Source organism: Caulobacter sp. FV2ps19, assembly GCF_058681035.1.
Genome location: NZ_CM178729.1, coordinates 2,830,722 through 2,854,891, shown reverse-complemented (window position 1 = coordinate 2,854,891; position 24,170 = coordinate 2,830,722). Strand labels below are relative to the sequence as shown.

At 64.9% G+C, this 24,170-nt stretch carries 23 protein-coding genes; 1 reads left to right on the top strand and 22 read right to left on the bottom strand.

Annotated elements, in window-relative coordinates:
- Positions 1-45 precede the first annotated feature (45 nt).
- The 3 genes from ACW18B_RS13570 to sidA are packed head-to-tail and all read right to left on the bottom strand — an operon-like array spanning position 46 to position 3,980.
- Positions 46-396, bottom strand: coding sequence for a GFA family protein (locus ACW18B_RS13570; protein ID WP_492047560.1), 351 nt, complete (start codon positions 394-396; stop codon positions 46-48).
- A 38-nt stretch (positions 397-434) separates the two neighbouring features.
- Positions 435-3,866 (bottom strand): DNA polymerase III subunit alpha, encoded by a 3,432-nt coding sequence (dnaE, locus tag ACW18B_RS13565; protein WP_492047559.1) that lies wholly within the window; start codon positions 3,864-3,866, stop codon positions 435-437.
- Positions 3,867-3,890: 24 nt separating this feature from the next.
- Positions 3,891-3,980 (bottom strand): cell division inhibitor SidA, encoded by a 90-nt coding sequence (gene sidA / locus ACW18B_RS13560; RefSeq protein WP_156111316.1) that lies wholly within the window; start codon positions 3,978-3,980, stop codon positions 3,891-3,893.
- A 162-nt stretch (positions 3,981-4,142) separates the two neighbouring features.
- Between sidA and ACW18B_RS13555 the strand changes: the two genes are divergently transcribed.
- Positions 4,143-5,102: a nucleoside hydrolase gene (locus ACW18B_RS13555; protein ID WP_492047558.1), complete on the top strand. Its 960-nt coding sequence runs from the start codon at positions 4,143-4,145 to the stop codon at positions 5,100-5,102.
- A gap of 4 nt (positions 5,103-5,106) precedes the next feature.
- Here the strand turns inward: ACW18B_RS13555 and ACW18B_RS13550 are convergent, their stop codons facing one another.
- The 19 genes from ACW18B_RS13550 to nuoF form a co-directional block, all read right to left on the bottom strand.
- Positions 5,107-5,793 carry an ABC transporter ATP-binding protein gene (locus ACW18B_RS13550; RefSeq protein WP_492047557.1) on the bottom strand — a complete coding sequence of 229 codons (687 nt, stop codon included), beginning with the start codon at positions 5,791-5,793 and terminating at the stop codon, positions 5,107-5,109.
- Positions 5,786-7,066 (bottom strand): lipoprotein-releasing ABC transporter permease subunit, encoded by a 1,281-nt coding sequence (locus ACW18B_RS13545; protein WP_492047556.1) that lies wholly within the window; start codon positions 7,064-7,066, stop codon positions 5,786-5,788. The genes ACW18B_RS13550 and ACW18B_RS13545 overlap by 8 nt, the downstream gene beginning before the upstream one ends.
- Entirely contained in the window at positions 7,066-8,394 is a 1,329-nt protein-coding gene (proS, locus tag ACW18B_RS13540) for a proline--tRNA ligase (RefSeq protein ID WP_492047555.1), read from the bottom strand. The genes ACW18B_RS13545 and proS overlap by 1 nt, the downstream gene beginning before the upstream one ends.
- Before the next feature lie 328 nt (positions 8,395-8,722).
- Positions 8,723-8,983 (bottom strand): DUF1467 family protein, encoded by a 261-nt coding sequence (locus tag ACW18B_RS13535; protein ID WP_492047554.1) that lies wholly within the window; start codon positions 8,981-8,983, stop codon positions 8,723-8,725.
- A complete protein-coding gene (gene mce, locus ACW18B_RS13530; RefSeq protein WP_421737881.1) occupies positions 8,983-9,402 on the bottom strand; it encodes a methylmalonyl-CoA epimerase in 420 nt (139 codons plus the stop codon). Before mce ends, ACW18B_RS13535 begins: the two co-directional genes overlap by 1 nt.
- Positions 9,403-9,512: 110 nt before the next feature.
- Positions 9,513-11,192: a ribonuclease J gene (locus tag ACW18B_RS13525; protein ID WP_492047553.1), complete on the bottom strand. Its 1,680-nt coding sequence runs from the start codon at positions 11,190-11,192 to the stop codon at positions 9,513-9,515.
- Positions 11,192-11,977: a type III pantothenate kinase gene (locus ACW18B_RS13520; protein ID WP_492051719.1), complete on the bottom strand. Its 786-nt coding sequence runs from the start codon at positions 11,975-11,977 to the stop codon at positions 11,192-11,194. The genes ACW18B_RS13525 and ACW18B_RS13520 overlap by 1 nt, the downstream gene beginning before the upstream one ends.
- On the bottom strand, positions 11,974-12,735 hold the full coding sequence (locus ACW18B_RS13515) for a biotin--[acetyl-CoA-carboxylase] ligase (protein WP_492051717.1): 762 nt from the start codon (positions 12,733-12,735) through the stop codon (positions 11,974-11,976). Before ACW18B_RS13515 ends, ACW18B_RS13520 begins: the two co-directional genes overlap by 4 nt.
- A 1-nt stretch (position 12,736) precedes the next feature.
- Complete coding sequence (gene nuoN / locus ACW18B_RS13510; protein WP_492047552.1) at positions 12,737-14,176, bottom strand: NADH-quinone oxidoreductase subunit NuoN; 1,440 nt, start codon at positions 14,174-14,176, stop codon at positions 12,737-12,739.
- 7 nt (positions 14,177-14,183) lie between these two features.
- Positions 14,184-15,686: an NADH-quinone oxidoreductase subunit M gene (locus ACW18B_RS13505; protein ID WP_492047551.1), complete on the bottom strand. Its 1,503-nt coding sequence runs from the start codon at positions 15,684-15,686 to the stop codon at positions 14,184-14,186.
- Positions 15,683-17,731, bottom strand: coding sequence for an NADH-quinone oxidoreductase subunit L (gene nuoL / locus ACW18B_RS13500; protein WP_492047550.1), 2,049 nt, complete (start codon positions 17,729-17,731; stop codon positions 15,683-15,685). The genes ACW18B_RS13505 and nuoL overlap by 4 nt, the downstream gene beginning before the upstream one ends.
- 8 nt (positions 17,732-17,739) lie before the next feature.
- Positions 17,740-18,045: an NADH-quinone oxidoreductase subunit NuoK gene (gene nuoK, locus ACW18B_RS13495; protein ID WP_492047549.1), complete on the bottom strand. Its 306-nt coding sequence runs from the start codon at positions 18,043-18,045 to the stop codon at positions 17,740-17,742.
- Complete coding sequence (locus tag ACW18B_RS13490) at positions 18,042-18,653, bottom strand: NADH-quinone oxidoreductase subunit J (protein ID WP_492047548.1); 612 nt, start codon at positions 18,651-18,653, stop codon at positions 18,042-18,044. Before ACW18B_RS13490 ends, nuoK begins: the two co-directional genes overlap by 4 nt.
- Positions 18,654-18,730: 77 nt before the next feature.
- On the bottom strand, positions 18,731-19,222 hold the full coding sequence (gene nuoI, locus ACW18B_RS13485) for an NADH-quinone oxidoreductase subunit NuoI (protein ID WP_492047547.1): 492 nt from the start codon (positions 19,220-19,222) through the stop codon (positions 18,731-18,733).
- 5 nt (positions 19,223-19,227) lie between these two features.
- Positions 19,228-19,467: a hypothetical protein gene (locus ACW18B_RS13480; protein WP_492047546.1), complete on the bottom strand. Its 240-nt coding sequence runs from the start codon at positions 19,465-19,467 to the stop codon at positions 19,228-19,230.
- Entirely contained in the window at positions 19,467-20,537 is a 1,071-nt protein-coding gene (gene nuoH, locus ACW18B_RS13475) for an NADH-quinone oxidoreductase subunit NuoH (protein ID WP_492047545.1), read from the bottom strand. The genes ACW18B_RS13480 and nuoH overlap by 1 nt, the downstream gene beginning before the upstream one ends.
- A gap of 4 nt (positions 20,538-20,541) precedes the next feature.
- Positions 20,542-22,602, bottom strand: coding sequence for an NADH-quinone oxidoreductase subunit NuoG (nuoG, locus tag ACW18B_RS13470; protein WP_492047544.1), 2,061 nt, complete (start codon positions 22,600-22,602; stop codon positions 20,542-20,544).
- On the bottom strand, positions 22,602-22,847 hold the full coding sequence (locus ACW18B_RS13465) for a hypothetical protein (RefSeq protein ID WP_492047543.1): 246 nt from the start codon (positions 22,845-22,847) through the stop codon (positions 22,602-22,604). The genes nuoG and ACW18B_RS13465 overlap by 1 nt, the downstream gene beginning before the upstream one ends.
- 2 nt (positions 22,848-22,849) lie before the next feature.
- On the bottom strand, positions 22,850-24,169 hold the full coding sequence (gene nuoF, locus ACW18B_RS13460; protein WP_492047542.1) for an NADH-quinone oxidoreductase subunit NuoF: 1,320 nt from the start codon (positions 24,167-24,169) through the stop codon (positions 22,850-22,852).
- Position 24,170: the final 1 nt, after the last annotated feature.

Here is a 24,170-nt window from a genome sequence, read left to right as displayed (position 1 = left end):
CCCGGCGCGCCGTTCGACCTCGCCCGGACGGCCGCCATCAGTCCGTCAAAACGCCTTGCCGTCCACCTGGACCGGCGTCAGCGCGAAAACATCGACATCATCCAGGCAGCGCACATTGATCGCCGCCATCCGCACGCCGCCGGGGCCCTCGCCGCGCCCGAACGCTTCGACGCCGCATGTCGAGCAGAACAGGTGCGAGATCTTGCCGGTGTTGAACCGATAGTCGGTCAAGGCGTCCTCGCCCTGCAAAAGGGTGAAGTCGCTCTCGGCGGCGAAGGCCAGCACCGAGCCCAGCTTGCCGCAGCGCGAGCAGTTGCAGGTGATCGTGTCCTCGAGGCCGACCTCCGCCTCGAACCGCACCCTGCCGCACTGACAACCGCCCTGATGCCTGGCCATGATCCTCTATCCCCGACTTGCGACGCCACGGCGTCCGGTTAGACGTCTTCCAGAAGGGCGACGCCGGGCGCGGTCTTCAAGGCGCCGCGCAGCGAGGCGTCCAGGGTGTAGCGCCCCGGCAATTTCAGCTCGATCTCCCGTCCCCCGCCGATCGCGGCGATGAAGGTGATTTCGCCGCCCTTCTGAGACACCGCCGGATCCAGTCGCTTCTTCAGCGCCTCGATTTCGGTGGCCGAGGGCGACAGATGGACCCGCAAGCCCGCCACCACGTTCTCGATCGCCTTTTCAATCGGCTCGGCGTCGTCGCCAAAGAACCGCACCTCGCCGTCGCGCGCCTTGGCCCGCACCTTGATGGACACCGACTTGCCGGGTTCCAGCACCTCGCGGCACTTGCGCAGGGCCTCCGGCGGAAACAGCACCTCGTATTCGCCCGTCGGGTCCGACAAGGAGACGAAGGCGAAGCGCTCGCCGCTCTGCGACGCCCTCTCCTGCCGGCGTCGCACCACGCCGCACATGCGGAAGGCTTCCATGCCCGCCTCGGCCTGAGGAATAACCTCGGTCAACATCGCCGTGCGCCGCCGACGCAGCATGCCGACCATGTCCTCGAGCGGGTGGCCGGTCAGATAGAAGCCGACGGCCGCCAGTTCTTCATCCAGGAGGTCGACCTGGTTCCAGGGATCGATCTTCTTCAGGCGCGGCCGGCCGGCCGCCGGGTCGGCGCCGAACAGGGCGTGCTGGCCGCCCTGACGATCGGCGGCGACGCTCTGGCCGTGGGCGATCAGGACATCGGACGAGGCCAGGATCTGGGCCCGGTTCTTGTGGAAGGAGTCGAAGGCCCCTGCCCGGGCCAGGTTTTCGATCGCCCGCTTGTTGACCTGCCGGGGATCGACCCGCTCGACGAAATCGAAGATGTCGCGGAACGGCCCGCCCTCAGCCCGCACCGCGACCAGATGCTTCATGGCTTCCAGGCCGACATTGCGCACGGCGCCCAGGGCATAAAGCACCTCGCCGTTCTCGACCTCGAAGTCGGCGCCGGAGCGATTGACGTCCGGGGCGCGCACCGTGATGTCGAAGCGCCGGGCGTCCTGGTGGAACACCGCCAGCTTGTCGGTGTTGGACATATCCAGGCTCATCGACGCGGCCAGGAATTCGACCGGCGTATTGGCCTTCAGCCAGGCCGTCTGATAGGCGATCAGCGCATAGGCGGCGGCGTGGCTCTTGTTGAAGCCGTAGCCGGCGAACTTGGCCACCAGTTCGAAGATTGAGCCCGACTGTTCTTCGGGAACGTTCTTTTCCTTGGCGCCGTCGACGAAACGGATCTTCTGGAGATCCATTTCCTCCTTCTTCTTCTTGCCCATGGCCCGGCGCAGAAGGTCGGCTTCGCCCAGGCTGTAGCCCGCCAGGATCTGGGCGATCTGCATCACCTGTTCCTGATAGACGATGACGCCGTAGGTCTCTTTCAGCACGCCTTCCAAGGAGGGGTGCAGGGTGTCGACGGGTTTGCGGCCGAACTTGCAGTCGACGAAGGTGTCGATGTTGTCCATCGGGCCTGGCCGATAGAGCGAGATCAGCGCTGTGATCTCCTCGATCGAACTACAGCGCATCTTGCGCAGGGTGTCGCGCATGCCCTGGCTTTCCAGCTGGAACACACCGACGGTCTGGCCCGAGGCCAGCAGCTCATAGGTCTTGGCGTCGTCGAAGGGCAGCTTGCCCAGATCGACCTCGGCCCCGCGCTTCTTCAGGTGTTTCACGGCGCGATCGAGCACCGTCAGGGTCTTGAGGCCCAGGAAGTCGAACTTCACCAGGCCGGCGCTCTCGACCCACTTCATGTTGAACTGGGTGGCGGGCAGATCCGATCGCGGATCCTTGTACAGCGGCGTCAGCTGGGTCAGCGGCCGGTCGCCGATCACCACGCCGGCGGCGTGGGTCGAGGCGTTGCGGAACAGTCCTTCCAGTTGCAGGGCGACGTCGAGACAGTTGGAGACGTTGCCGTCTTCCTTCTTGGCCTGCTTGAGCCGCGGCTCCAGTTCGATGGCCTGGGCCAGGGTCACCGGTGCAGCCGGATTGTTGGGCACCATCTTGCAGAGCCGGTCGACCAGGCCCAGCGGCAGCTGCATCACCCGCCCGACATCGCGCAGCACGGCGCGGGCCTGCAGCGAACCGAAGGTGATGATCTGGGCCACGCGGTCGCGGCCATATTTTTCCTGGACGTAGACAATGACCTCTTCGCGCCGCTCCTGGCAGAAGTCGATGTCGAAGTCGGGCATGGAAACCCGCTCGGGATTGAGGAACCGCTCGAACAGCAGGCCAAACCGCAGCGGATCAAGATCGGTGATGGTCAGCACCCAGGCGACCAGCGAGCCCGCGCCCGAGCCCCGGCCGGGGCCGACCGGGATGCCGTGCGACTTGGCCCACTTGATGAAGTCCGACACGATCAGGAAGTAGCCGGGGAAGCCCATCCTGGTGATGATGCCGAGCTCGAAATCCAGACGATCCCAATAGACCTGTTCATCGACCGCCAGAACATTCTCGGCGAGCCGCATCTTCAGGCCTTCCCGCGCCTGGTGGGCCAGTTCCTCGGGCTCGCTGCGGCCAGCGCCCGTGGGGAAGCTGGGCAGAATGGGGTCGCGCTTCTTGACCATGAAGGCGCAGCGACGGGCGATATCGATGGTGTTGTCGCAGGCTTCCGGCAGGTCCGAGAACAGCTTGCGCATATCGGCGGCCGGCTTGAACCAGTGCTCGGGCGTCACCCGGCGACGTTCATCCTGACCCACGAAGGCGCCGTCGGAAATGCACAGCAGGGCGTCGTGCGCGTCATACAGCGCGGCCTTGGCGAAATAGACATCGTTCGTGGCCACCAACGGAACGTCGTTTTCATAGGCCCAGTTGACCAGACCCGGCTCGGCGGCGGCCTGCCTGGGCAAGCCATGCCTCTGCAGTTCGACATAGAACCGGTCGCCGAAGACCCGGCTCATTTCGGCGAGCGCCGCCGTGGCCTCGGCGGTCTTGCCGGACGCGAACAGGGCGTCCACCGGGCCATCGGTGCCGCCCGATAGCATGATCAGGCCCTCGGCGTGCTCGATGACCTTGGCCCAGGGCACGATCGGCTCGGCCAGATCGCTGCTCTCGAGATAAGCGATGGACGACAGCTCGGAGAGATTGAGATAGCCCCGCTCATTCTGGGCCAGCAGGGTGATCGTCGGGGCCCGCGCCCAGCGTTCGGTCGGTCCGGCCCCGACGCCGGAGACCGGCAGGGCGCAGCCAATGATCGGCTGAATGCCCGCGTCCTTGGCGTAGGAAGAGTATTCCAGGGCCCCAAAGAGGTTGGCGCGATCGGTGAGACCGGCGGCCGGCATGCCCGCCGCCTCGGTCATCTTGCCGATGACGTCAGCCTTGATGGCTCCTTCCAGCAGGGAATAGGCCGACCGAACCCGAAGGTGGACAAACCCCTGTCCTTCGCCGTCCGACATCGCCCACGCCTCCGCTCAACCGACTCAGGCCACCAGTTGGGCGACCGAACACATCATCCAGACGAAGCTGGCGACGGATACAAGCGCCAAAGACTCACGGGCGATACGGATCATCAGAACCTCCACAACGGTTGCTTGTTTGTTCCATATTCCTCTTTTGTTCCATCCACAAGATGTTCCCGTTCCATCCTCGATAATTTTCGCGGCTGTGGAGAGCGCGGGCGATCGACGCGCCCTCCCCCTTGGCGTTCGCCTCAGGATCCGTCACATCAGGCCATGCGCTTGATCATCGATACCGACACCGCCGGCGACGACGTTTTCTCGCTGATGCTGGCCCTGACCCGCCCGGGCGTGACGGTGGAGGCGATCACCATCGCGCACGGCAATGTCGGCTTCGTGCAACACGCGGAGAACGCCCTGGTGACACTGGAGGCCTGTGGGCGAGCGGGCGATGTCCCGGTCTATCTGGGCGCCCAGGCCCCCTTCTCACGCGCCCCACTCGACGCCGCCTATGTGTTCGGGGCCGACGGCATGAGCGACAGCGCCTTTTCCCTGGCCGCCCAACGCCCCGAGGACGGCCACGCCGTCGACGAGATCGTGCGCCGGGTCATGGCGGCGCCGGGTGAGATCACCCTGATCGCCCAGGCGCCCCTGACCAATATCGCCCTGGCCTATCTGCGCGAGCCCCGCATCGCCAAGGCGGCTAAACATCTGTGGATCATGGGCGGCACCGACAACGGCGTGGGCAATGTCACGCCGGCCGCCGAGTACAATCTCTATGTCGATCCGGAAGCCGCCAGGATCGTCATCAATGCCGGTTTCGACCTGTCGATCGTCACTTGGACCGAGACCCTGCGCGACGGCCTGCTGGATCTGGATCAGCTGGCGCAGCTGCGCGCCCTGGATACGCCGCGCGCCCGGTTCTTCACCGACGTGAACCGCGCTTCGCTGGCCTTTGCCCAGGAGACGGAAGGTCTGAACGGCAGCCTGCACCCCGATGCGCTCACCTGCGCGGTGGCCATGGACGAAAGTCTGATCCTGGAATCCGAACGGGCCGTGGTCGATGTCGAGACGCAGGGCGAACTGACCCGCGGCTATCTCAGCGTCTCAAACGCCATCCTGCCGGACATCGAGCTCGCCGACCCGGCTCTTAAGCGCAAGCCCGCCAATGCGCGCGTGATCAAGAAGATCGATCAGGCCGGCTTCTTCGCCGCCCTGAAGGCGGCGCTGCTCTGACGACCTAGAAGGTCTGGGCCACCAGGTGGCCGTCCTTCAGGGCGAAAACCCGGTCCATGTAACGCGCCAGGTCCATGTTGTGCGTGGCGATCAGGGCGGCGACGCCCTGATCTCGCGCCAGACTGTAGAGCGACTGAAACACCGCCGCCGAGGTGGCCGGATCCAGGTTCCCTGTCGGCTCGTCAGCCAGCAAAAGCTGAGGCTTGTTAGCCAGGGCCCGGGCGATCGCCACGCGCTGCTGCTCGCCGCCTGACATCTGGGCGGGCTGATGGTTCACGCGCTCGCCCAAGCCCAGGTTCGTCAGCAGTTCGCTGGCGCGCGCCTGGGCTTCGGCTCGAGCGCGTCCGGCGATCATGCCGGGCATGGACACGTTCTCGAGCGCGCTGAATTCGGGCAGCAGATGGTGGAACTGATAGACGAAGCCCACGGTACCCAGGCGGATACGGGTGCGCATCCGCTCCGAAAGCTTGGAACAGTCGCGGCCGCCCAGGGCGACCAGTCCAGCGTCGGGACGCTCCAGCAGACCGGCCGAATGCAGCAGCGATGACTTCCCCGAACCCGAAGGCCCGATCAGGCCGACAACCTCGCCCGGATAGACGTCCAGATCGACGCCGCGCAGCACCGGCAGATCACCCGCCTCGGTCTTGTAAACGCGTTCAACGCCGCGCAGCGACAGGACGGGATCACTCATAGCGCAGCGCTTCCACGGGATCGAGGCGCGAGGCGCGCCAGGCGGGCGGCAGGGTCGCGGCAATGCTCATCAGGGCCGAAAGGCCCACGATGCCGCCGACCTCGGACCAGTCGATCTTCGCCGGGATGTGAGACAGCATATAGACGTCGGCGCTGAACACCGCGGTGCCGGTGACCCACTCCACGAAGTTCTGGATGGGGGTGATATAGGCGCAGAACACCACGCCCAGCAGCAGGCCCGCCAGGGTGCCGGCCACGCCGATCGAGGCGCCGGCCATCACGAAGATCCGCAGGACGGCGCCCTGCCCCGCCCCGATGGTGCGCAGGATGGCGATGTCCTTGCCCTTGTTCTTCACCAGCATCACCAGGCTGGAGATGATGTTCAGCGTCGCGATGGCGACGATGCAGAACAGGATCAGGCGCATGACCTTGCGCTCGACCTGCAGGGCCGTGAAGTAGCTGTGGTTCTTGTCCATCCAGTCGGCGACCAGAGCCCCAGGACCGCTGGCGGCCTCGACGGCCGGTTTCAGGGCCTTGGCTTCATCGGGATCCTCGACCTTGATCTCCACATAGTCGACCGAGGTGTCGCGGCCGAAGAACAGCTGCGACTGTTCCAGCGGCATGTAGACATAGGCTTCGTCGAACTGGCTCATGCCGACGCTGAAGACGCCGCCGACAATATAGTCCTTTTCCCGCGTCGAGGAGCCAAAGGCTGTGGCTGGGCCCGAGGGCGAGATCAGGGTGATGGCGTCGCCAGGAGTCACGCCGAGATTGGCCGCCATACGATCGCCGATCAGGACGATGTCGCCGCCAAACTCGCCCTGGCCAAAGCCGGCCATTGAGCCTTTCTTGATATTGCCGGAGATGATCTTCAAGCCGCGCAGATCCTGCGGGCTGACGCCCCGAACGATTGCGCCGGTCACCTGGCTGGGGCCGATGATCATGGCCTGGGCCTCGACCATCGGCACGGCCTGGATGACACCCGGAATGGCGCGGATTCGGGTGATCACGCCTTCGCGGTCCGGACCGTTGATCAGGGGCGACTGGGCGTAGAGGTGCCCGTTGAAGCCCAGGATCCGGCCCAGCAGTTCGGCGCGGAAGCCGTTCATCACGCTCATCACGGTGATCAGGGCGAAGACCGCCAGCATCACCGCGCAGAACGAGATTACCGCGATCAGGGCGACGCCGCCGTGCTTGCGCTTGGCCAGCAGGTATCGCCAGGCGACAGACCGCTCCCAGCGACTGAAAGGTCCGGCAGCCCCGAGCACGCTCATCAGTTGGCCTTGGCTTGGGTGAGCCCCGCCAGGACAGACTCGAGCGAGGCGGTTGAGCGTTCGCCGGTCGCCCGGTTCTTGATCTCGACTACGCCCTCCGCGACGCCCTTGGGCCCGATGATCATCTGCCAGGGCAGACCGATCAGATCCATGGTGGCGAACTTGGCGCCACCCCGTGCATCGGTGTCGTCATAGAGCACGGTGCGGCCGGCCGCCGTCAGCGCCTTGTAGGCGGTGTCGCAGGCGGCGTCGCACGCGGCGTCGCCCTGGCGCATGTTGATGATGCCGACATCGAACGGCGCCACCGACTCGGGCCAGATGATGCCCGCATCGTCATGGCTGGCCTCGATGATCGCGCCCAGCAGCCGGGAAACCCCGACGCCGTAGGAGCCCATCTGAGCGGGGACGTCCTTGCCGTCGGGGCCCGTCACCAGGGCCTTCATCGGCGCGGAATATTTTGTCCCGAACGAGAAGATGTGGCCCACCTCGATGCCGCGCGCCGACAGGCGGTCGCCTTCCGGCACCGCGTTGAAGGCGGCTTCGTCGTGCATTTCCTCGGTCGCCGCATACAGCGCGGTACGCTGATCGACCAGCGGCTGCAGATCGCCGTCCCAGTCGACATCGGGACCGGGCGCGCTCATCTCGACCAGATCCTTGTGGCAGAACACGGCGCTTTCGCCAGTGTCGGCCAGGACGATGAACTCGTGGCTGAGGTCGCCGCCGATCGGACCGGTGTCGGCGCGCATCGGTACGGCTTTCAGCCCCATGCGCGAGAACAGGTTCAGATAGGCCACGAACATGCGGTTGTACGACTTGCGGGCGCCCTCGGCGTCGAGGTCGAAGCTGTAGGCGTCCTTCATCAGGAACTCGCGCCCGCGCATCACGCCAAAGCGTGGACGGCGCTCGTCCCGGAACTTCCACTGGATGTTGTAGAGGTTCTTGGGCAGGTCCTTGTAGCTCTTGACCGAGGCGCGGAAGATGTCGGTAACCACTTCCTCGGCCGTCGGGCCGAACAGCAGCTCGCGCTTGTGGCGGTCGGTGATACGAAGCATTTCGTCGCCGTAGTCGTCATAGCGACCGCTTTCCCGCCACAGCTCGGCCAACTGGATCGTCGGCATCAGAAGCTCGATGGCGCCGGCCCGATCCATCTCCTCGCGCACGATCTGTTCGATGCGGTTGAGAACCCGCAGGCCCAGCGGCAGCCAGGCATAGATGCCGGCCGCTTCCTGGCGGATCATGCCGGCGCGCAGCATCAACTGGTGCGACACGATCTGGGCGTCGGACGGGGCTTCCTTCAATACGGGCAGGAAATAGCGCGACAGGCGCATCAGAAAGACGTCTCCGGGGAAAAGTGAGCCTGAGATAGCCCCTTGCCCGACAACTTGGCAACGCGCGCGGCGAAAAGATGACGGGAGATGTCTCTCAGAACGAAAAGAAGGCCGCGCGATCCGCGCGGCCTTGCAAGTTCATCGTCGGGGAAGACGCCACAGAGTAAGATCAGAAACATCTGATCTCGTAAGGTCACTGTACGCCGCCAAACATCTGTTGGGGCATGCGCATGCGGCTCTCGCGGCGCATTTGGCCGTTTCGCCCAAGCCTTGAGCGATCCTGGGCGAAAATTCAGCGCGCCGCTCAAGCCTTGGGCGCCGTCAGGTTTCAGTAGGTCGACGGCATCGGCGGCAAGGTGATCAGATGAAAGCGAATGACCAGCCACAGCACGGCGAACGCGATCATCGACACCCAGGTGGTGGTGATGAACTTGCGCTTCAGATTGGGATTCACCGGCGCGCCGGGGTCGGCGCCGGGCGGCGGCTTGACGCCCATTTCGTGGAAACTGCGCGAGCCCAGGGGGAGGATGGCGAACAGGGCCGTCCACCAGATGGTCATGAAGATCGCGATGCTGGTGATCGGTCCCATTAGTGATGCGCCTCCTTGGGCGTCTCCATGAGCTCGACCAGAAGGCCGCCCATGTCCTTGGGGTGGACGAAGATGATCAGGGTGCCGTGCGCGCCGATGCGCGGCTCGCCCAGCACGGTCGCGCCCTTGGCGACCAGGGCGTCGCGCGCTTCATAGATGTTTTCGACCTCGAAGCAGATGTGGTGCTGACCGCCCTTGGGGTTCTTGGCCAGGAAGGCGTGGATCGGCGACTTTTCGCCATAGGGCTCGATCAGCTCGATCTGGCTGTTGGGCAGGTTGACGAAACACACCCAGACGCCCTGTTCGGGCATGGCCCACTTCTCGGTGACGGACGTTGCGCCCAGAAGATCACGATACATCTTCAGCGACTCGTCGATCGATGGCGTGGCGACGCCGACGTGGTTCAACTTGCCGATCATGATCCTGCTCCCGCGCGTTTGTTGTTTGCGCGAAGGCCTAACACCTGTGCTGCGATGCGAAAAGAGCGACCCACCGTGTCAAATTGACGGCGGGTCGCCCTTCCCCTAGGTCAGACGCGCAGGACGGTCGTCTCGACAACCGGCTTGCGTTCCCAGATCCGGAACGCCGCCTTCTTCACCGCGCGAGAGATGGCGTTCTCGATCGCCTCGTCCATTTCCTTGTCATTGCCGCCGAGGCGCTTGTAGGCGTTTTCGGCTTCCTCGGCGATGTCGTCCATAGCTTCGCCAAGCGGATACTCTTTGTCGCCGGCCAGACCGAGGCCCCGAACCTGAGGTCCGGAGACGATGCGGTTCTTGCCGTCCAGCACGATCGAAACCGCCAGCATGCCGTTGAAGGCCACGTGCCGGCGTTCGCGCAGCGCCTGGCCATTTTCCGCCGTGACCACGCCGCCATCAACATACAGACGGCCGGCCGGCACTTCGTCGATGATCTCGGCGCGGCCCGGGGCCAAGCGAACCATGTCACCGTTGCGCGGCGTTACGGTCTGGGGAACCTGAAGGTCCTTGGCGAAGGCGGCGTGCTCGATCAGGTGGCGGCGCTCGCCGTGGGTCGGCACCGCGATCTCGGGCCGCACCCACTGATACATCTGCTTGAGTTCGCCGCGGCACGGGTGGCCGCTGACGTGGATGCCGGGGGTGTCACGTTCGGTGTGCAGGCGCACGCCGCGATCGGCCAGCTTGTTCTGCAGGTTGCGGATCGGGATCTCGTTGCCCGGAATGACCCGCGAGCTGAACACCACGTGGTCACCCTGCGACAGCTTCACGTGAGGGTGGGTGCCCTCGGCGATGCGCGACAGGGCCGCCCTCGCCTCGCCCTGGCTGCCGGTGCACAGGAACAGGATCTCGTTCTCGGGCAGGTACTTGGCCTGATCATCGGTGACGAAAGGCTCTATCCCCACCAGGAAGCCGACAGAGCGCGCGGCGGCCGCCATGCGGTGCATGGAGCGGCCCGCCAGGCAGACCTTGCGGCCGACGGCCTGGGCGGCGCGGATCACGGTGTCCATGCGCGCGACGTTCGAGGCGAAACAGGCCACGGCGATCTTGCCCTGCAAGCCGGAGATCAGCTTGTTCATCGCCACGCGAACATCGGCTTCCGACCCGGCCTCGCCGTCGACGAACACATTGGTGCTGTCGCAGACCATGGCCAGAACGCCTTCATCGCCCAGAGCGCGCAGCGCGTCGATGTCGGTGGCCTCGCCCAGCTGAGGCTCGGGATCGATCTTCCAGTCGCCGGTGTGCAGGATCGTGCCCAGCGGGGTCTTGATCGCCAGGCCGTTCGGCTCGGGGATCGAGTGGGTCAGGGTGATCATTTCCAGATCAAACGGCCCGATCGAGAACTTGCCGCCCAGCGGGATCTCGGTGATCGGCACCTCGTCCAGCAGCCGCGCGTCGCGCAGCTTTTCCCGCAGCAGGAAGGCGGTGAACGGCGTGGCGTAAACCGGCGCCTTCAGGCGCGGCCACAGCCAGTGCACGGCGCCCAGGTGGTCTTCGTGGGCGTGGGTCAGCACGATGCCGAGAATGTCGTCGGCATAGGCTTCGATGAATTCGGGATCGGGCAGGATGATCTCGACGCCGGGCGTCGTCTGGTCGCCGAACGTCACGCCCAGATCGACGACGATCCACTTGCGCGCGTGAGCGGGGCCAAAGCCGTACAGATTGAAGTTCATGCCGATCTCGTTCGACCCGCCGAGCGGGAGGAAAACGAGTTCGTCTTGGGAGGATTTTGTCATTAGGTCTCTAAGGTGGTGTTGCGACGGTGAATTTCGAGAAGTCCGCGGATCGTCAGATCCGAATCGAAGTGATCGATGCAGTCCGTGGCGCCTTCAAACAGTGAGGCGACCCCACCGGTGGCGACGACGGTCATGGGCTCGGCGCGCTCGATCTTGATGCGCGCAACAAGCCCTTCGATCAGAGAAATATAACCCCAGAACACGCCCGACTGCATGGCGCTGACGGTATCGGTTCCGACCACGCGATTACGGGCGGGGCGCTGAATGGCGATGCGCGGCAGTTTAGCAGCTGCTTCGTGCAGCGCCTGCATGGAAAGATTGATGCCAGGCGCGATGATGCCGCCTTCGAACGCGCCGTCTGCGGCGACGATGTCGAAGGTGGTGGCCGTGCCGCTGTCGATAACGATCAACGGTCCCGGATAGACCATGTGAGCGCCGACGGCGTTGACCAGGCGGTCCGCTCCGGCTTCCGACGGCTTGTCGATGCGAACATCCACGCCCAGCTTGGCGTTTTCGCCGATCACCAGCGGTTCGACGTCGAAATAGCGGCGCGACAGATTGCGCAGGTTGAAGATCGACTGCGGCACGACGCTGGAGATGATGCAGGCGTCGATGGCCCGAAAGCCCAGGCCTTCCATCGAAAGCAACTGCGACAGCCAGACCACATATTCGTCGGCCGTCCGCGTGCTCTCGGTCGCCGAGCGCCATTGGGCGATCCAGCTCTGGCCATCATGGATGGCGAACATGGTGTTGGTGTTGCCCTGCTCGATGGCCAAAAGCATCAGGAAGCCTCGCCGAAAAACACATCACCGGCGGTGATGCGCCGCAAGCGTCCGTCAGGCAACCGAAGCTTCAAGGCGCCGTCGCCGTCCAGGCCCTCGGCGACACCCTCGACCGTCTCTGTTCCCAGTCGCGCCACACAGGGCTCGCCCAGGCCATGGGCCCGCGCCGTCCAGGCGTCGGCGATCGCCGGAAAGCCCAGGGTCCGCCAGACCCGCAACCAGCGCTCAAAAGCGTCGGCCAGCACCTCGACCGCCTCGACAGCCGATGGCGGCGGCGCGGCGCGATAGGTGCTCAGGGCGGTCGCGGGGCGTTCGCTGTCAATCGGCTTGCGCGACAGATTGACGCCCACGCCAACGGCGAGCCAAAGCCCGCCGGTCGGGCGCGCGCCGGATTCCACGAGGATGCCGCTGACCTTCAGGCCGCCCAGCATGGGATCATTGGGCCATTTCAGGCTGACCAGCGAGGCCGGGACATAGGCCGCCAGCAAGTCGGCCACGGCCAGGGCGGCGACGAAGGACACCTGGGCCGCCTGGGCCGGGGGCATGTCTGTCGAGAACAGCAGGGTGGCGGCGAGATTGCCCTCGCCGGTCTCCCAGACCCGGCCGCGTCGTCCGCGCCCCGAGGTCTGCCGCAAGGCCACCAGCCAGACCGGGCCCGCCTCCCCGGCTTCCGCGCGACGGCGCGCTTCGGCGTTGGTGGAATCGATCTCGTCAAGGACGACGACGGGCGGCCGCTCAAGCGTCGAGTGGGCGCCCGTCACGTCACGCGTGGCCAAAGGCCGCTGCGGCGGCCTTGGCGGCCGGGTCGAGCCAGATCAGCGCAACCAGCACCACCGGGAAAGCAAAGAGCGCGGCGGCGAAGCCCACGGCGCGGGCCGTCGGGGCCGGCGCGTCCACCGAACCCGGCGAAGCGTCGAACCACATCGCCTTGATCAGGCGCAGATAATAGAAGGCGGCCACGACGCTGCCGACCAGGCCGAGCACGGCCGCCCACTGCATCATCACGTCGCCCGTGCCGAGCGCGGCCTTGAAGACGTAGAACTTCGACCAGAAGCCCGAGAACGGCGGCAGCCCCAGGGCTGACAGCGAGAACGCCGTCATGGCCAGGGCGATACCGGGACGTTCCTTCACCAGGCCCGCCATGTCCTCGATGGTCTCCATCGGCTTGCCGTCGCGGCTCAGGGCCTGAAGGCAGGCGAAGAAGCCGGTGACGTCGACCATATAGAGGACCATGAACACCAGCATGGCCTGGAAGCCGGTCTCGCCGCCCGTGGCGACGCCCAGCAGGGCGTAGCCGACATTAGCGATCGAGCTATAGGCCCACAGGCGCTTCAGATTGGTCTGGGCCAGGCCGGCGAAGGCGCCGACAAACACCGAGATCAACGAGGCGATGATCAGGACCTGGCGCCATTGGCCGACGGCGTCCGGAAAGGCGTCGCCGAGCACGCGGGCGAACATCATCATCGCCGCCAGCTTGGGCGCGGCGGCGAAGAAGCCGACGACCGGGGTCGGGGCGCCTTCATAGACGTCGGGCGTCCACATGTGGAACGGCGCGGCCGAGACCTTGAACGCCAGACCGCAGATCAGGAAGATCAGGCCAAACAGCAGACCCACGCCCGGCGCGCCCTGGCCGACGGCGGCGATCTCCGAGAAGCGGGTCGAGCCAGCGAAGCCGTAGATCAGCGACGAACCATAGAGCAGCAGGCCCGAAGACAGGGCGCCGAGCACGAAATACTTCAGACCGGCTTCAGACGCCTTGGCGTCGTCGCGGCGGAAGGCGGCCAGAACGTAGAGCGCCAGGGACTGCAGCTCGACGCCGATATAGAGGCTGATCAGGTCGCCGGCCGAGGCGGTGACGCCCATGCCGACCGCGGCCAGGATCACCAGCACGGCATATTCGAACTTCTGATCGCCCCGCTGGGCCAGCCAGCGGTCGCCCAGCACGATGCCGATGGCGCTCGAGATATAGATCGCCACCTTGGCGTAGGTCGCCGCGGCGTCGGCCGAATAGGCGCCGTTGAAGGCGTGGCCGTGCGGACCCATGACGGCCGCGACAGCCGCCGCCAGCAGGGCCGCGACCGAGGCCAGGGTGAACAGCGGGCTGGTCTTACCCTGGACCGCGCCCCAGACCAGAAGGACCAGGGCCGAGCCCGCGAGGATGACCTCGGGCAGGATCAGGGAAAAGTTGGCTGAAAACGTCATCAGTCCCTCACCCGCCCACGGCGGCGCGCCAGGCGCCGACCAGCGCGTCGACGGACGACGCGGTCAGGTTAAACACGAAATTCGGATAGATCCCCAGAACCAGGGTCGAGAGGATCAACGGGGCGAAGATCAGGATCTCGCGCTTGTCGAGATCGGTGATCGTCGCCAGTTGCGGGTTGGTGATCTCGCCAAACATCACCCGGCGATACAGCGTCAGGGCGTAGACGGCCGAGAAGATCACGCCGCTGGCGGCGACCAGCGCCGTCCAGGTCGAGGCCTTGTAGGTCCCGGTCATGGTCAGGATTTCGCCGACAAAGCCCGAGGTGCCCGGCAGGCCGACATTGCCCATGGTGAACAGCATGAAGGTCGCTGCGTACCACGGCATGCGGTTGGTCAGGCCGCCATAGAAGGCGATCTCGCGGGTGTGCATGCGGTCATAGACCACGCCGACGCAGAGGAAGAGCGCGCCGGAGATCACCCCGTGGCTCAGCATCTGGAAGAGCGCGCCCTGCTCGCCTTCGACGTTGCCCGAGAAGATGCCCATGGTCACGAAGCCCATGTGGGCGATCGAGGAATAGGCGATCAGCTTCTTGATGTCGGTCTGACGGAAGGCGACCAGCGATGTGTAGACGATGGCGATCGCCGACATCGCAAACACCAGCGGCTGGAACATCTCCGACGCATTGGGGAACATCGGCAGGCTAAAGCGCATGAAGCCGTAGCCGCCCAACTTCAGCAGGATCCCCGCCAGGATGACCGAACCGGCTGTCGGCGCCTCGACGTGGGCGTCGGGAAGCCAGGTGTGGACCGGCCACATCGGCATCTTGACCGCGAAGCTGGCGAAGAAGGCCAGCCACAGCCAGGTCTGGAGCCAGGGCGCGAACTTGTACTGCATCAGCTCGGGGATCGAGGAGGTGCCCGAGATCGAGATCATCGCCAGGATCGCGGCCAGCATCAGCACCGAGCCCAGCAGCGTATAGAGGAAGAACTTGTAGGCCGCGTAGATCCGCCGCTTGCCGCCCCAGATGCCGATGATCAGGAACATCGGCACAAGGCTGGCTTCGAAGAACAGATAGAAGAGGATCAGGTCCAGCGCGCAGAACACGCCGATGACCAGGGTCTCCAGCAGCAGGAAGGCGATGAAATACTCGACGACCCGCTTGTCGATCGATTTCCAACTGGCGACCACGCAGATCGGCAGCAGGAACGCGGTCAGCAGCACGAACAGGATCGAGATCCCGTCCACGCCCATGCGGTAATGCAGGCCCGCGAACCAGGTGATGTCTTCCATGAACTGGAAGCCGGGGTTGGCCGGGTTGAACTGCGCGACCAGAAGGACCGACAGGCCGAAAGTGACCAGGGTGGTCGCCAGGGCGATCCAGCGGGCGAGGCCGTCGGTGGCTGGGCTGTCGCCCTTGATCGCGCGGATCGCCAACAGAATGGCGACGCCGGCAAGCGGGGCGAAGGTGGTGAGGCTGAGAAGGCCGCTCATGAGCTCCGTCCCCCTCAACGGAATGCAAACAGGGCGAAGCCAAGCAGACCGGCGACGCCGAGCAGCATGACAAACGCGTAGTGATAAACGTAGCCGGTCTGAAGCTTGCCGGTCCGGCGGCCGACCTCATAGGAGACGGCGCTGACGCCGTCGGGCCCGAGGCCGTCGATGATCTTCTGATCCCCGCCCTTCCAGAACAGGTCGCCCAGGAACTTGGTCAGACGCACGAAGGTGGCCTGATACAGCTCGTCGAAGAACCACTTGTTGTAGAAGAACACGTACAGCGGGCCTCTGCGAGCCGCGAGCTTCTCGCCCAGCCGCTCGTTGCCCTTCAAAAGATAGACGTAGGCGGCGATGACGAGGCCGATGATCGAGGCGATCAGAGGGCTCCATTTCACCCAGTCGGCCACCTCATGCGCCTCGTGCAGCACGTGGTTGGTCGGGGCGTTGTAGATCGCGCCGCGCCAGAACTCGGCCTGGCCGTGGCCGACGAAGTAGTCGGTGAACACGAAGCCGGCGAAGATGGCGCCGATCGACAACACGACCAGCGGGAACAGCATGATCAGCGGGCTCTCGTGCGGCTTGTGATCATGGCCGTGGCCGTGATCATCGTGGGCATGATCGTCATGGGCGGCGTGGGCGTCATGGCCGTGGTCGTCATGGGCATGGGCGTCATGACCCCAGCGGGCCGTACCGTTGAAGGTGAAGAACGCCACGCGCCAGGAATAGAACGAGGTCAGACCCGCCACCAGCACGCCGATCACCCAGGCGAACAGGGCGAGCGAATTGGCCCCGCCGGCCGCGAAGGCCGCCTCGATGATGGTATCCTTGGAATAGAAGCCGGCGAAGCCCAGGTGCAGCGGCGGGAAGCCCAGCCCCGTGATGGCGATGGTGCCGACGGTCATGGCTATGAAGGTGACCGGCAGCAGCTTGGCCAGGGCGCCGTACTTCCGCATGTCCTGCTCGTGGTGCATGCCGTGGATCACCGAACCGGCGCCCAGGAACAGCAGAGCCTTGAAGAAGGCGTGGGTGAACAGGTGGAACATCGCCGCCTGATAGGCGCCGACGCCAGCCGCGAAGAACATGTAGCCCAGCTGCGAACAGGTCGAATAGGCGATGACCCGCTTGATGTCGTTCTGGGTCAGGCCGACCGTGGCGGCGAACAGGGCCGTGATGGCGCCGATCACCGTGACGATGTTCTTGGTGACGGGAGCGTATTCGAACATCGGCGACAGCAGGCACAGCATGTAGACGCCGGCGGTGACCATGGTCGCCGCGTGGATCAACGCCGAGACCGGGGTCGGGCCTTCCATGGCGTCCGGCAGCCAGGTGTGCAGGAAGAACTGGGCGGACTTGCCCATCGCGCCGATGAACAGCAGGAAGCAGGCGATATCCACCAGCGGGTAGGTGTGACCCGCAAATTCCCAGGACCGGCCGGCATTGGCCGCGATCTGCGGAAAGATCTCAGCGAACTGGATCGAACCGAACGCCCAGAAGGTGGTCATGATGCCCAGGGCGAAACCGAAATCGCCGACCCGGTTGACCACGAAGGCCTTGATGGCGGCGGCGCTGGCCGTGGGCTTCTTGAACCAGAAGCCGATCAGCAGATACGAGGCCAGGCCCACGCCTTCCCAGCCGAAGAACAGCTGCATGAAGTCCGCGGCGCTGATCAGCGAGAGCATGGCGAAGGTGAACAGCGACAGATAGGCGAAGAACCGCGGCTTGCTGTCGTCCTCGGCCATGTAGCCCCAGGAATAGATGTGGACCAGGGCCGAGACCGTCGTGACCACGATCAGCATCACCGCCGACAGGGCGTCGATCCGGATGGACCAGTTGGCCTGGAAGTCGCCGACATGAATGAAGGGCAGCAGGTGAACGGTGAAGGCTTCGAGGCCGCCCCAGGTCCACTGGCTGAACACATACCAGGAGAGGCCGCAGGCCAGCAGGAGGCCGCCGGTGGTGATCGCCTGGGAGGCGATGTTGCCGATGCGGCGGCCAAACAGGCCCGCAATGATCGCCGCGACCAGCGGGGCGAAGAGGATAATGGTGACAAGCGTCTGCATGACGTCGCTTAGCCCTTCATCATGCTGGCGTCGTCAACCGCGATATCGCCGCGGTTTCGGAAGAAGGTGACGAGAATGGCCAAGCCGACGGCCGCCTCGGCGGCGGCGACGGTCAGCACGAACATCGCGAAGATCTGGCCCACCACATCGTGCAGATAGACCGAGAAGGTGACGAGATTGATGTTCACCGCCAGCAGGATCAGTTCGATCGACATCAGGATGACGATGATGTTCTTGCGGTTCACGAAGATGCCGAAGACCCCGATCGTGAACAGGATCGCGGCGACGACGAGATAGTGCGACAGGCCGATCATTCGGAGATCCCCTCACCCGGCTTGATCTGAACCAGTTCCATGCCGGTCTTGGGCGAACGGGCGACCTGCTTGGCGATGTTCTGACGCTTGACGCCCGGCTTGTGGCGCAGGGTCAGGACGATGGCCCCGATCATCGCGACCAGCAGGACGAGACCCGCCATCTGGAAGAAGAACACGTAGTCAGTATAGAGCACCCGGCCGATCGCCTCGGTGTTGCTCACACCGTCAGGCGACGCCATCGGCGAACCGCTCTTGCCGGCGGCCCCGTTGGTGGCGACCGTGGCGACCACGGCGATCATCTCGAAGGTCAGGACAAACGCCACCGCTCCGCCGATCAGCAGGTACTGGGCGAAGCCCTTGCGGAGCGCCTCGAAGTCGATGTCCAGCATCATGACCACGAACAGGAACAGCACTGCGACCGCGCCCACATAGACGACGATCAACAGCATCGCGAGGAACTCCGCGCCCAGCAGGACGAAGAGACCCGCAGCCGAGAAGAAGGCGGTGATCAGGAAGAGCACCGAGTGCACCGGGTTTCGCGCCGAGACGACGAGAGCACCCGCCGCTAGCGTTGTGAAAGCCAGTAGATAGAAAGCGATCGCCTGCAAGGCTGCTCCCCTGAAAACTACGTCAATGACGACAGCGCCGAATGGCGCGCCGCCCCCTTTGGAATCGCGCCCCGTCTTTAGCGGTAGGGCGCGTCCAACTCCAGATTCTTCGCGATCAGGCGTTCCCAACGGTCGCCGTTATCGAGAAGCCGTTCCTTGTCGTAATAGAGCTCTTCGCGGGTTTCGGTCGCGAACTCGGTGTTCGGACCTTCCACGATGGCGTCCACCGGGCAGGCCTCCTGGCACAGACCACAATAGATGCACTTGACCATGTCGATGTCGTAGCGGGTGGTCCGGCGGCTGCCGTCCTCGCGCGGTTCGGCCTCGATGGTGATCGCCTGGGCGGGGCAGATGGCCTCGCACAGCTTGCACGCGATGCAGCGCTCCTCGCCCGACGGATAGCGACGCAGGGCGTGTTCACCCCGGAAGCGCGGCGACTGCGGGTTACGCTCGTTCGGATAGATCACGGTCTTCTTGGGGGCGATCATGTACTTCATCGCGAGGCCGAAGGCCCCCGCGAAGTCGAGAAGGGCCGCGCCCTTAATCGCCTGGGAAATGCGTTGCATCATGGCCGTCAATTACCTTTCGGAATGACGCAGGTGTAGTTTGAAAGCTGGGCGGGATCTCCCCCGTCCTGCTTGGCTTGTAGCGCTCCGCCGGCGGCCGAGCACTTGTCGCCTGCCCTACGGAGTTCGTCGTAGTTCACAATGCCGCGGCCCAGCGAATAGGACGTGTCCGAGACACCGGTCGCGGCGCAGGCCGCGAGCGAAACCAAGGTCAAGCCCAGCAGGGCCATGGCGCTGCTGCGTTGCATCACGCCGCCGGTCCGAAGACGCGCCAGGCCGCCACAAGCGCCACCAGCACCAGCGAGGTCGGCAGGAACACCTTCCAGCCCAGGCGCATCAGTTGGTCGTAGCGGTAGCGAGGCACGATGGCCTTGGCCATGGCGATCATGAAGAACCAGAAGCAAATCTTGGCGAAGAACACCAGGGCCAGGGCGAACTTGCCCCACCAGCCCCACATCGCCACCAGGTCGATCGGCAGGCCCAGGTTCCAGCCGCCGAAGAACAGGACGCTGATCATCGCGCACATCAGGACGATGTTGGAATATTCGGCGACCATGAACAGCAGGTACGGGGTCGAGCTGTATTCGACCTGATAGCCGGCCACGAGTTCGGATTCGGCTTCGGGAAGGTCGAAAGGCGGGCGGTTGGTTTCGGCCAGGGCCGAGATGTAGAACATGCCCATGGCGATGATCATCACCGGAACCAGGGGCAGGTTCTTCAGACCGCCGCCGCCGAACACGTTCCAGTTCCAGATCCAGCCCGACTGCTTCTCGACGATGGTCGACAGGTTCATCGAGCCGGCCAGCAGGATCACCGTGATGATGATCAGGCCGATCGAGACTTCATACGACACCATCTGCGCCGCCGAGCGCAGCGCGCCCAGGAACGGGTACTTCGAGTTCGAAGCCCAGCCGCCCATGATGATGCCGTAAACGCCCAGAGAGCTCATCGCCAGCAGGTAGAGAATGCCGACATTGAGGTTGGAAACCACCCAGCCCGGCGCGAACGGAATGGCCGCCCAACCCACGAAGGCCAGGACCAGGCTCAGCAGCGGAGCCAGGATGAACACCACCTTGTCGGCGCCGGCCGGGATGATGATTTCCTTCAGCACGAACTTGAAGAAGTCGGCGAAGGACTGCAGCAGGCCGAAGGGGCCGACGACGTTGGGGCCCTTGCGCATCTGCACGCCGGCCCAGATCTTGCGGTCCGCCAGCAGCAGGAAGGCCAGGCTGAGCAGAACCCAGATCACCACCAGCAGGATGCCGCCGGTGGTCAGCAGGGTCCAGGTCACGGCCGGGTTGCTGAAGAAAGCATTCATCGGCCTACTCCGCCGCGATCTTGGCCGCGCCCGAAACCACGGCCGCGCATTCGGCCATGGTCACGCTGGCGCGTGCGATGGGATTGGTCAGGTGGAAGGCCTTGATGGCGCTCTCGAACGGCGTATCGCCCAGTTCGCCCGCGCCGCCAAGGGTTCCGACGTCGAACATTGTCGGGATCGAACCCGGGGCGAAGTCGATCTGGCCAAAGGTCGGGTGGTCGGCGAACAGCTTGGCGCGAAGTTGGTCCAGGCTGTCATAGGGCAGCTTGTGGCCGAGAACTTCGGACAGGGCCCGCAGGATCGACCAGTCTTCCTTGGCCTCGCCCTTGGGGAACACCGCCCGTTCGCCCATCTGGACGCGGCCTTCGGTGTTCACATAGAGGCCGTTCTTCTCGGTATAGGCCGCGCCCGGCAGGATCACGTCAGCCTTGTGCGCGCCAGCGTCGCCGTGGGTGCCCAGATAGATCTTGAAGGCGTTCGATGCGGCCGTCTCACACTCGTCGGCGCCCAGCAGGAACAGGACGTCCAGAGCGGCGGGCTTCAGCATCTCGCCGGTCGACAGACCGCCCTCGCCCGGGACAAAGCCCATGTCGAGGCCAGCCACGCGAGCGGCGGCGGTGTGCAGGACGTTCCAGCCGTTCCAGCCGTCGCGAACGATCTTGAAGCTCTTGGCGACCGCGCCGGCGGCCTTGAGCACCGCCGCGCCGTCGGCGCGGGTCAGGGCGCCCTGGCCGATGATGATCGCCGGACGTTCGGCGGCCTTCAGGGCGGCGACGAAGTCTGACTTGCTCTTGGTCAGGCCCGCCAGCGTCTTCGTGCCGGCGCCCAGATAGTCGTACTCGTAAGTCAGGTCGCCCTGCTCGCCGATCACGCCGATGCGAAGCTTGCCGGCCAACCACTGCTTGCGCAGGCGGGTGTTGAGCACCGGGGCCTCAACACGCGGATTGGTTCCGACCAGCAGGATGACGTCGGCGTTCTCGATGCCGGCGATCGTGGAGTTGAACAGCCAGCTCTCACGCGGACCAGCGCCCAGCGCCACGCCGTCCTGGCGGGCGTCGAGGTTCTTGACGCCCAGGGCGCTGAACAGGTCCTTGGTGGCCTTCAGGCTTTCGGCGTCCTGCAGGTCGCCGGCGATGACGCCGATGCGTTCCGGCTTGGTCGCCTTGATCTTGGTCGCCACGGCCGCGAAGGCCTGGGCCCAGGTCGCGGGCTGCAAACGACCGCCGATGCGGACATAGGGACGGTCCAGACGCTGGCGCTGCAGGCCGTCGACGGCATAGCGCGTCTTGTCGGAGATCCACTCCTCGTTGACGTCCTCATTGACGCGCGGCAGCACGCGGAGCACTGCGGCGGCGCGGCTGTCGACGCGGATCGCCGAGCCCAGCGCGTCCATGACGTCGATGCTCTCGGTCTTGCGCAGTTCCCAGGGCCGCGCCTCGAAGGCGTAGGGCTTGGAGGTCAGGGCGCCGACCGGGCACAGGTCGATGACATTGGCGCTCAGTTCCGACGTCACCGCCGCGCCCAGATAGGTCGTGATTTCAACGTCTTCGCCGCGCGAGATCAGGCCGATTTCCGGAGAGCCGGCGACTTCGGTGATGAAGCGGACGCAGCGCGTGCACTGGATGCAGCGCGTCATCACGGTCTTGATCAGCGGGCCCATGGCCTTTTCTTCGACCGCGCGCTTGTTCTCTTCATAGCGGCTGTCGTCGCGGCCATAGCCCATGGCCTGGTCCTGCAGATCGCACTCGCCGCCCTGGTCGCAGATCGGGCAATCCAGCGGGTGGTTGATGAGCAAGAACTCCATCACCCCTTCGCGGGCCTTCTTGACCATCGGGGTCTTGGTGAAGATCTCCTGGCCCTCGGCGGCCGGCAGGGCGCAGGACGCCTGCGGCTTGGGCGGACCGGGCTTCACCTCGACCAGGCACATCCGGCAGTTGCCGGCGATGCTGAGACGCTCGTGATAGCAGAAGCGCGGGATCTCTTCCCCAGCCAGTTCAGCAACTTGCAGAACCGTCATGCCGGGTTCGAACTCGACCTCGACGCCGTTGACCTTGGCTTTAGCCATTATTCCCGCACTCCGCCAAAGGGCGAATCCACTAGTTCCAGACGCTTCTCGATGCGCTCAACGCGCACTTCCAAGCGATCGAGCCGCCGATTTACGCCGGCCAAACCTTCTTCCACGTGAGTCATGCGGACTTTCATATCCCTCACGTCGTCGACCAGCCGATCAAGCTTTTCATCCATTCGGACCATGCGATCGTCGATCCGACGCAGCATGACGAGGACGAAATTTTCAGGCTCTTCGGCCATGCCTACTCCGCCGCGATCAGCTTGGCGCCCTGCACGTGCAGGCGACCGCTACGATAGGAGGCGATCCGGTCTTCCACCTCGTGGCGGAAGTGACGGAACAGGCCCTGGATCGGCCAGGCGGCCGCGTCGCCCAGGGCGCAGATGGTGTGACCCTCGACCTGGGTCGTGACGTCCAGCAGGGTGTCGATCTCTTTGGGATCGGCCTCGCCGGTGACCATCCGTTCCATGACCCGCCACATCCAGCCGGTGCCTTCGCGGCACGGCGTGCACTGGCCGCAGCTCTCGTGCTTGTAGAAATACGACAGGCGGGCGATGGCGCGAACCAGGTCGGTGTCCTTGTCCATGACGATGACGGCGGCGGTGCCCAGGCCCGACCTCAGGGCGCGCAAGGCGTCGAAGTCCATCGGCAAATCTTCGCACTGCTCGGCCGGGATCATGGGAACGGACGACCCCCCCGGGATCACGGCCTTGAGGTTGCCCCAGCCGCCCCGGATGCCGCCGCAGTGATCCTCGATCAGCTGGCGGAACGGGATGCTCATCGCCTCTTCGACATTGCAGGGCGTGTTCACGTGCCCGCTGACGCAGAAGAGCTTGGTGCCGGTGTTGTTGGGCCGGCCAAAGCCCGCAAACCAGGCCGCGCCACGGCGCAGGATGGTGCCGGCCACGGCGATGCTCTCGACGTTGTTGACCGTGGTGGGCATGCCGTAGAGGCCCGCGCCGGCCGGGAACGGCGGCTTCAGGCGCGGCTGGCCCTTCTTGCCTTCCAGGCTTTCCAGCAGGGCCGTCTCTTCGCCGCAGATATAGGCGCCGGCCCCGTGGTGGACGTAGAGGTCGAAGTCCCAGCCATGGATGTTGTTCTTGCCGATCAGCTTGGCCTCATAGGCCTGCTTGATGGCGGCTTCGAGCACTTCACGTTCGCGGACATATTCGCCGCGAATATAGATGTAGCAGGCGTTGGCCAGCATGGCGCGCGAGGCGATCAGGCAGCCCTCGATCAGCAGGTGGGGATCATGACGCATGATCTCCCGGTCCTTGCAGGTGCCCGGCTCGGACTCGTCGGCGTTGACGACCAGATAGTGCGGACGGCCGTCCTTCACTTCCTTGGGCATGAACGACCACTTCAGGCCGGTGCCGAAGCCCGCCCCGCCCCGGCCGCGCAGGCCGGAGTTCTTCATATTGTCGATGATCCAGTCGCGACCCGCGTCCAGGATGTCCTTGGTGCCATTCCAGCAGCCGCGCTTTTTCGCGCCTTCAAGACCCCAGTCGTGGAGCCCGTAAAGGTTCGTGAAAATGCGGTCCTTGTCTTCGAGGATACCGACCATG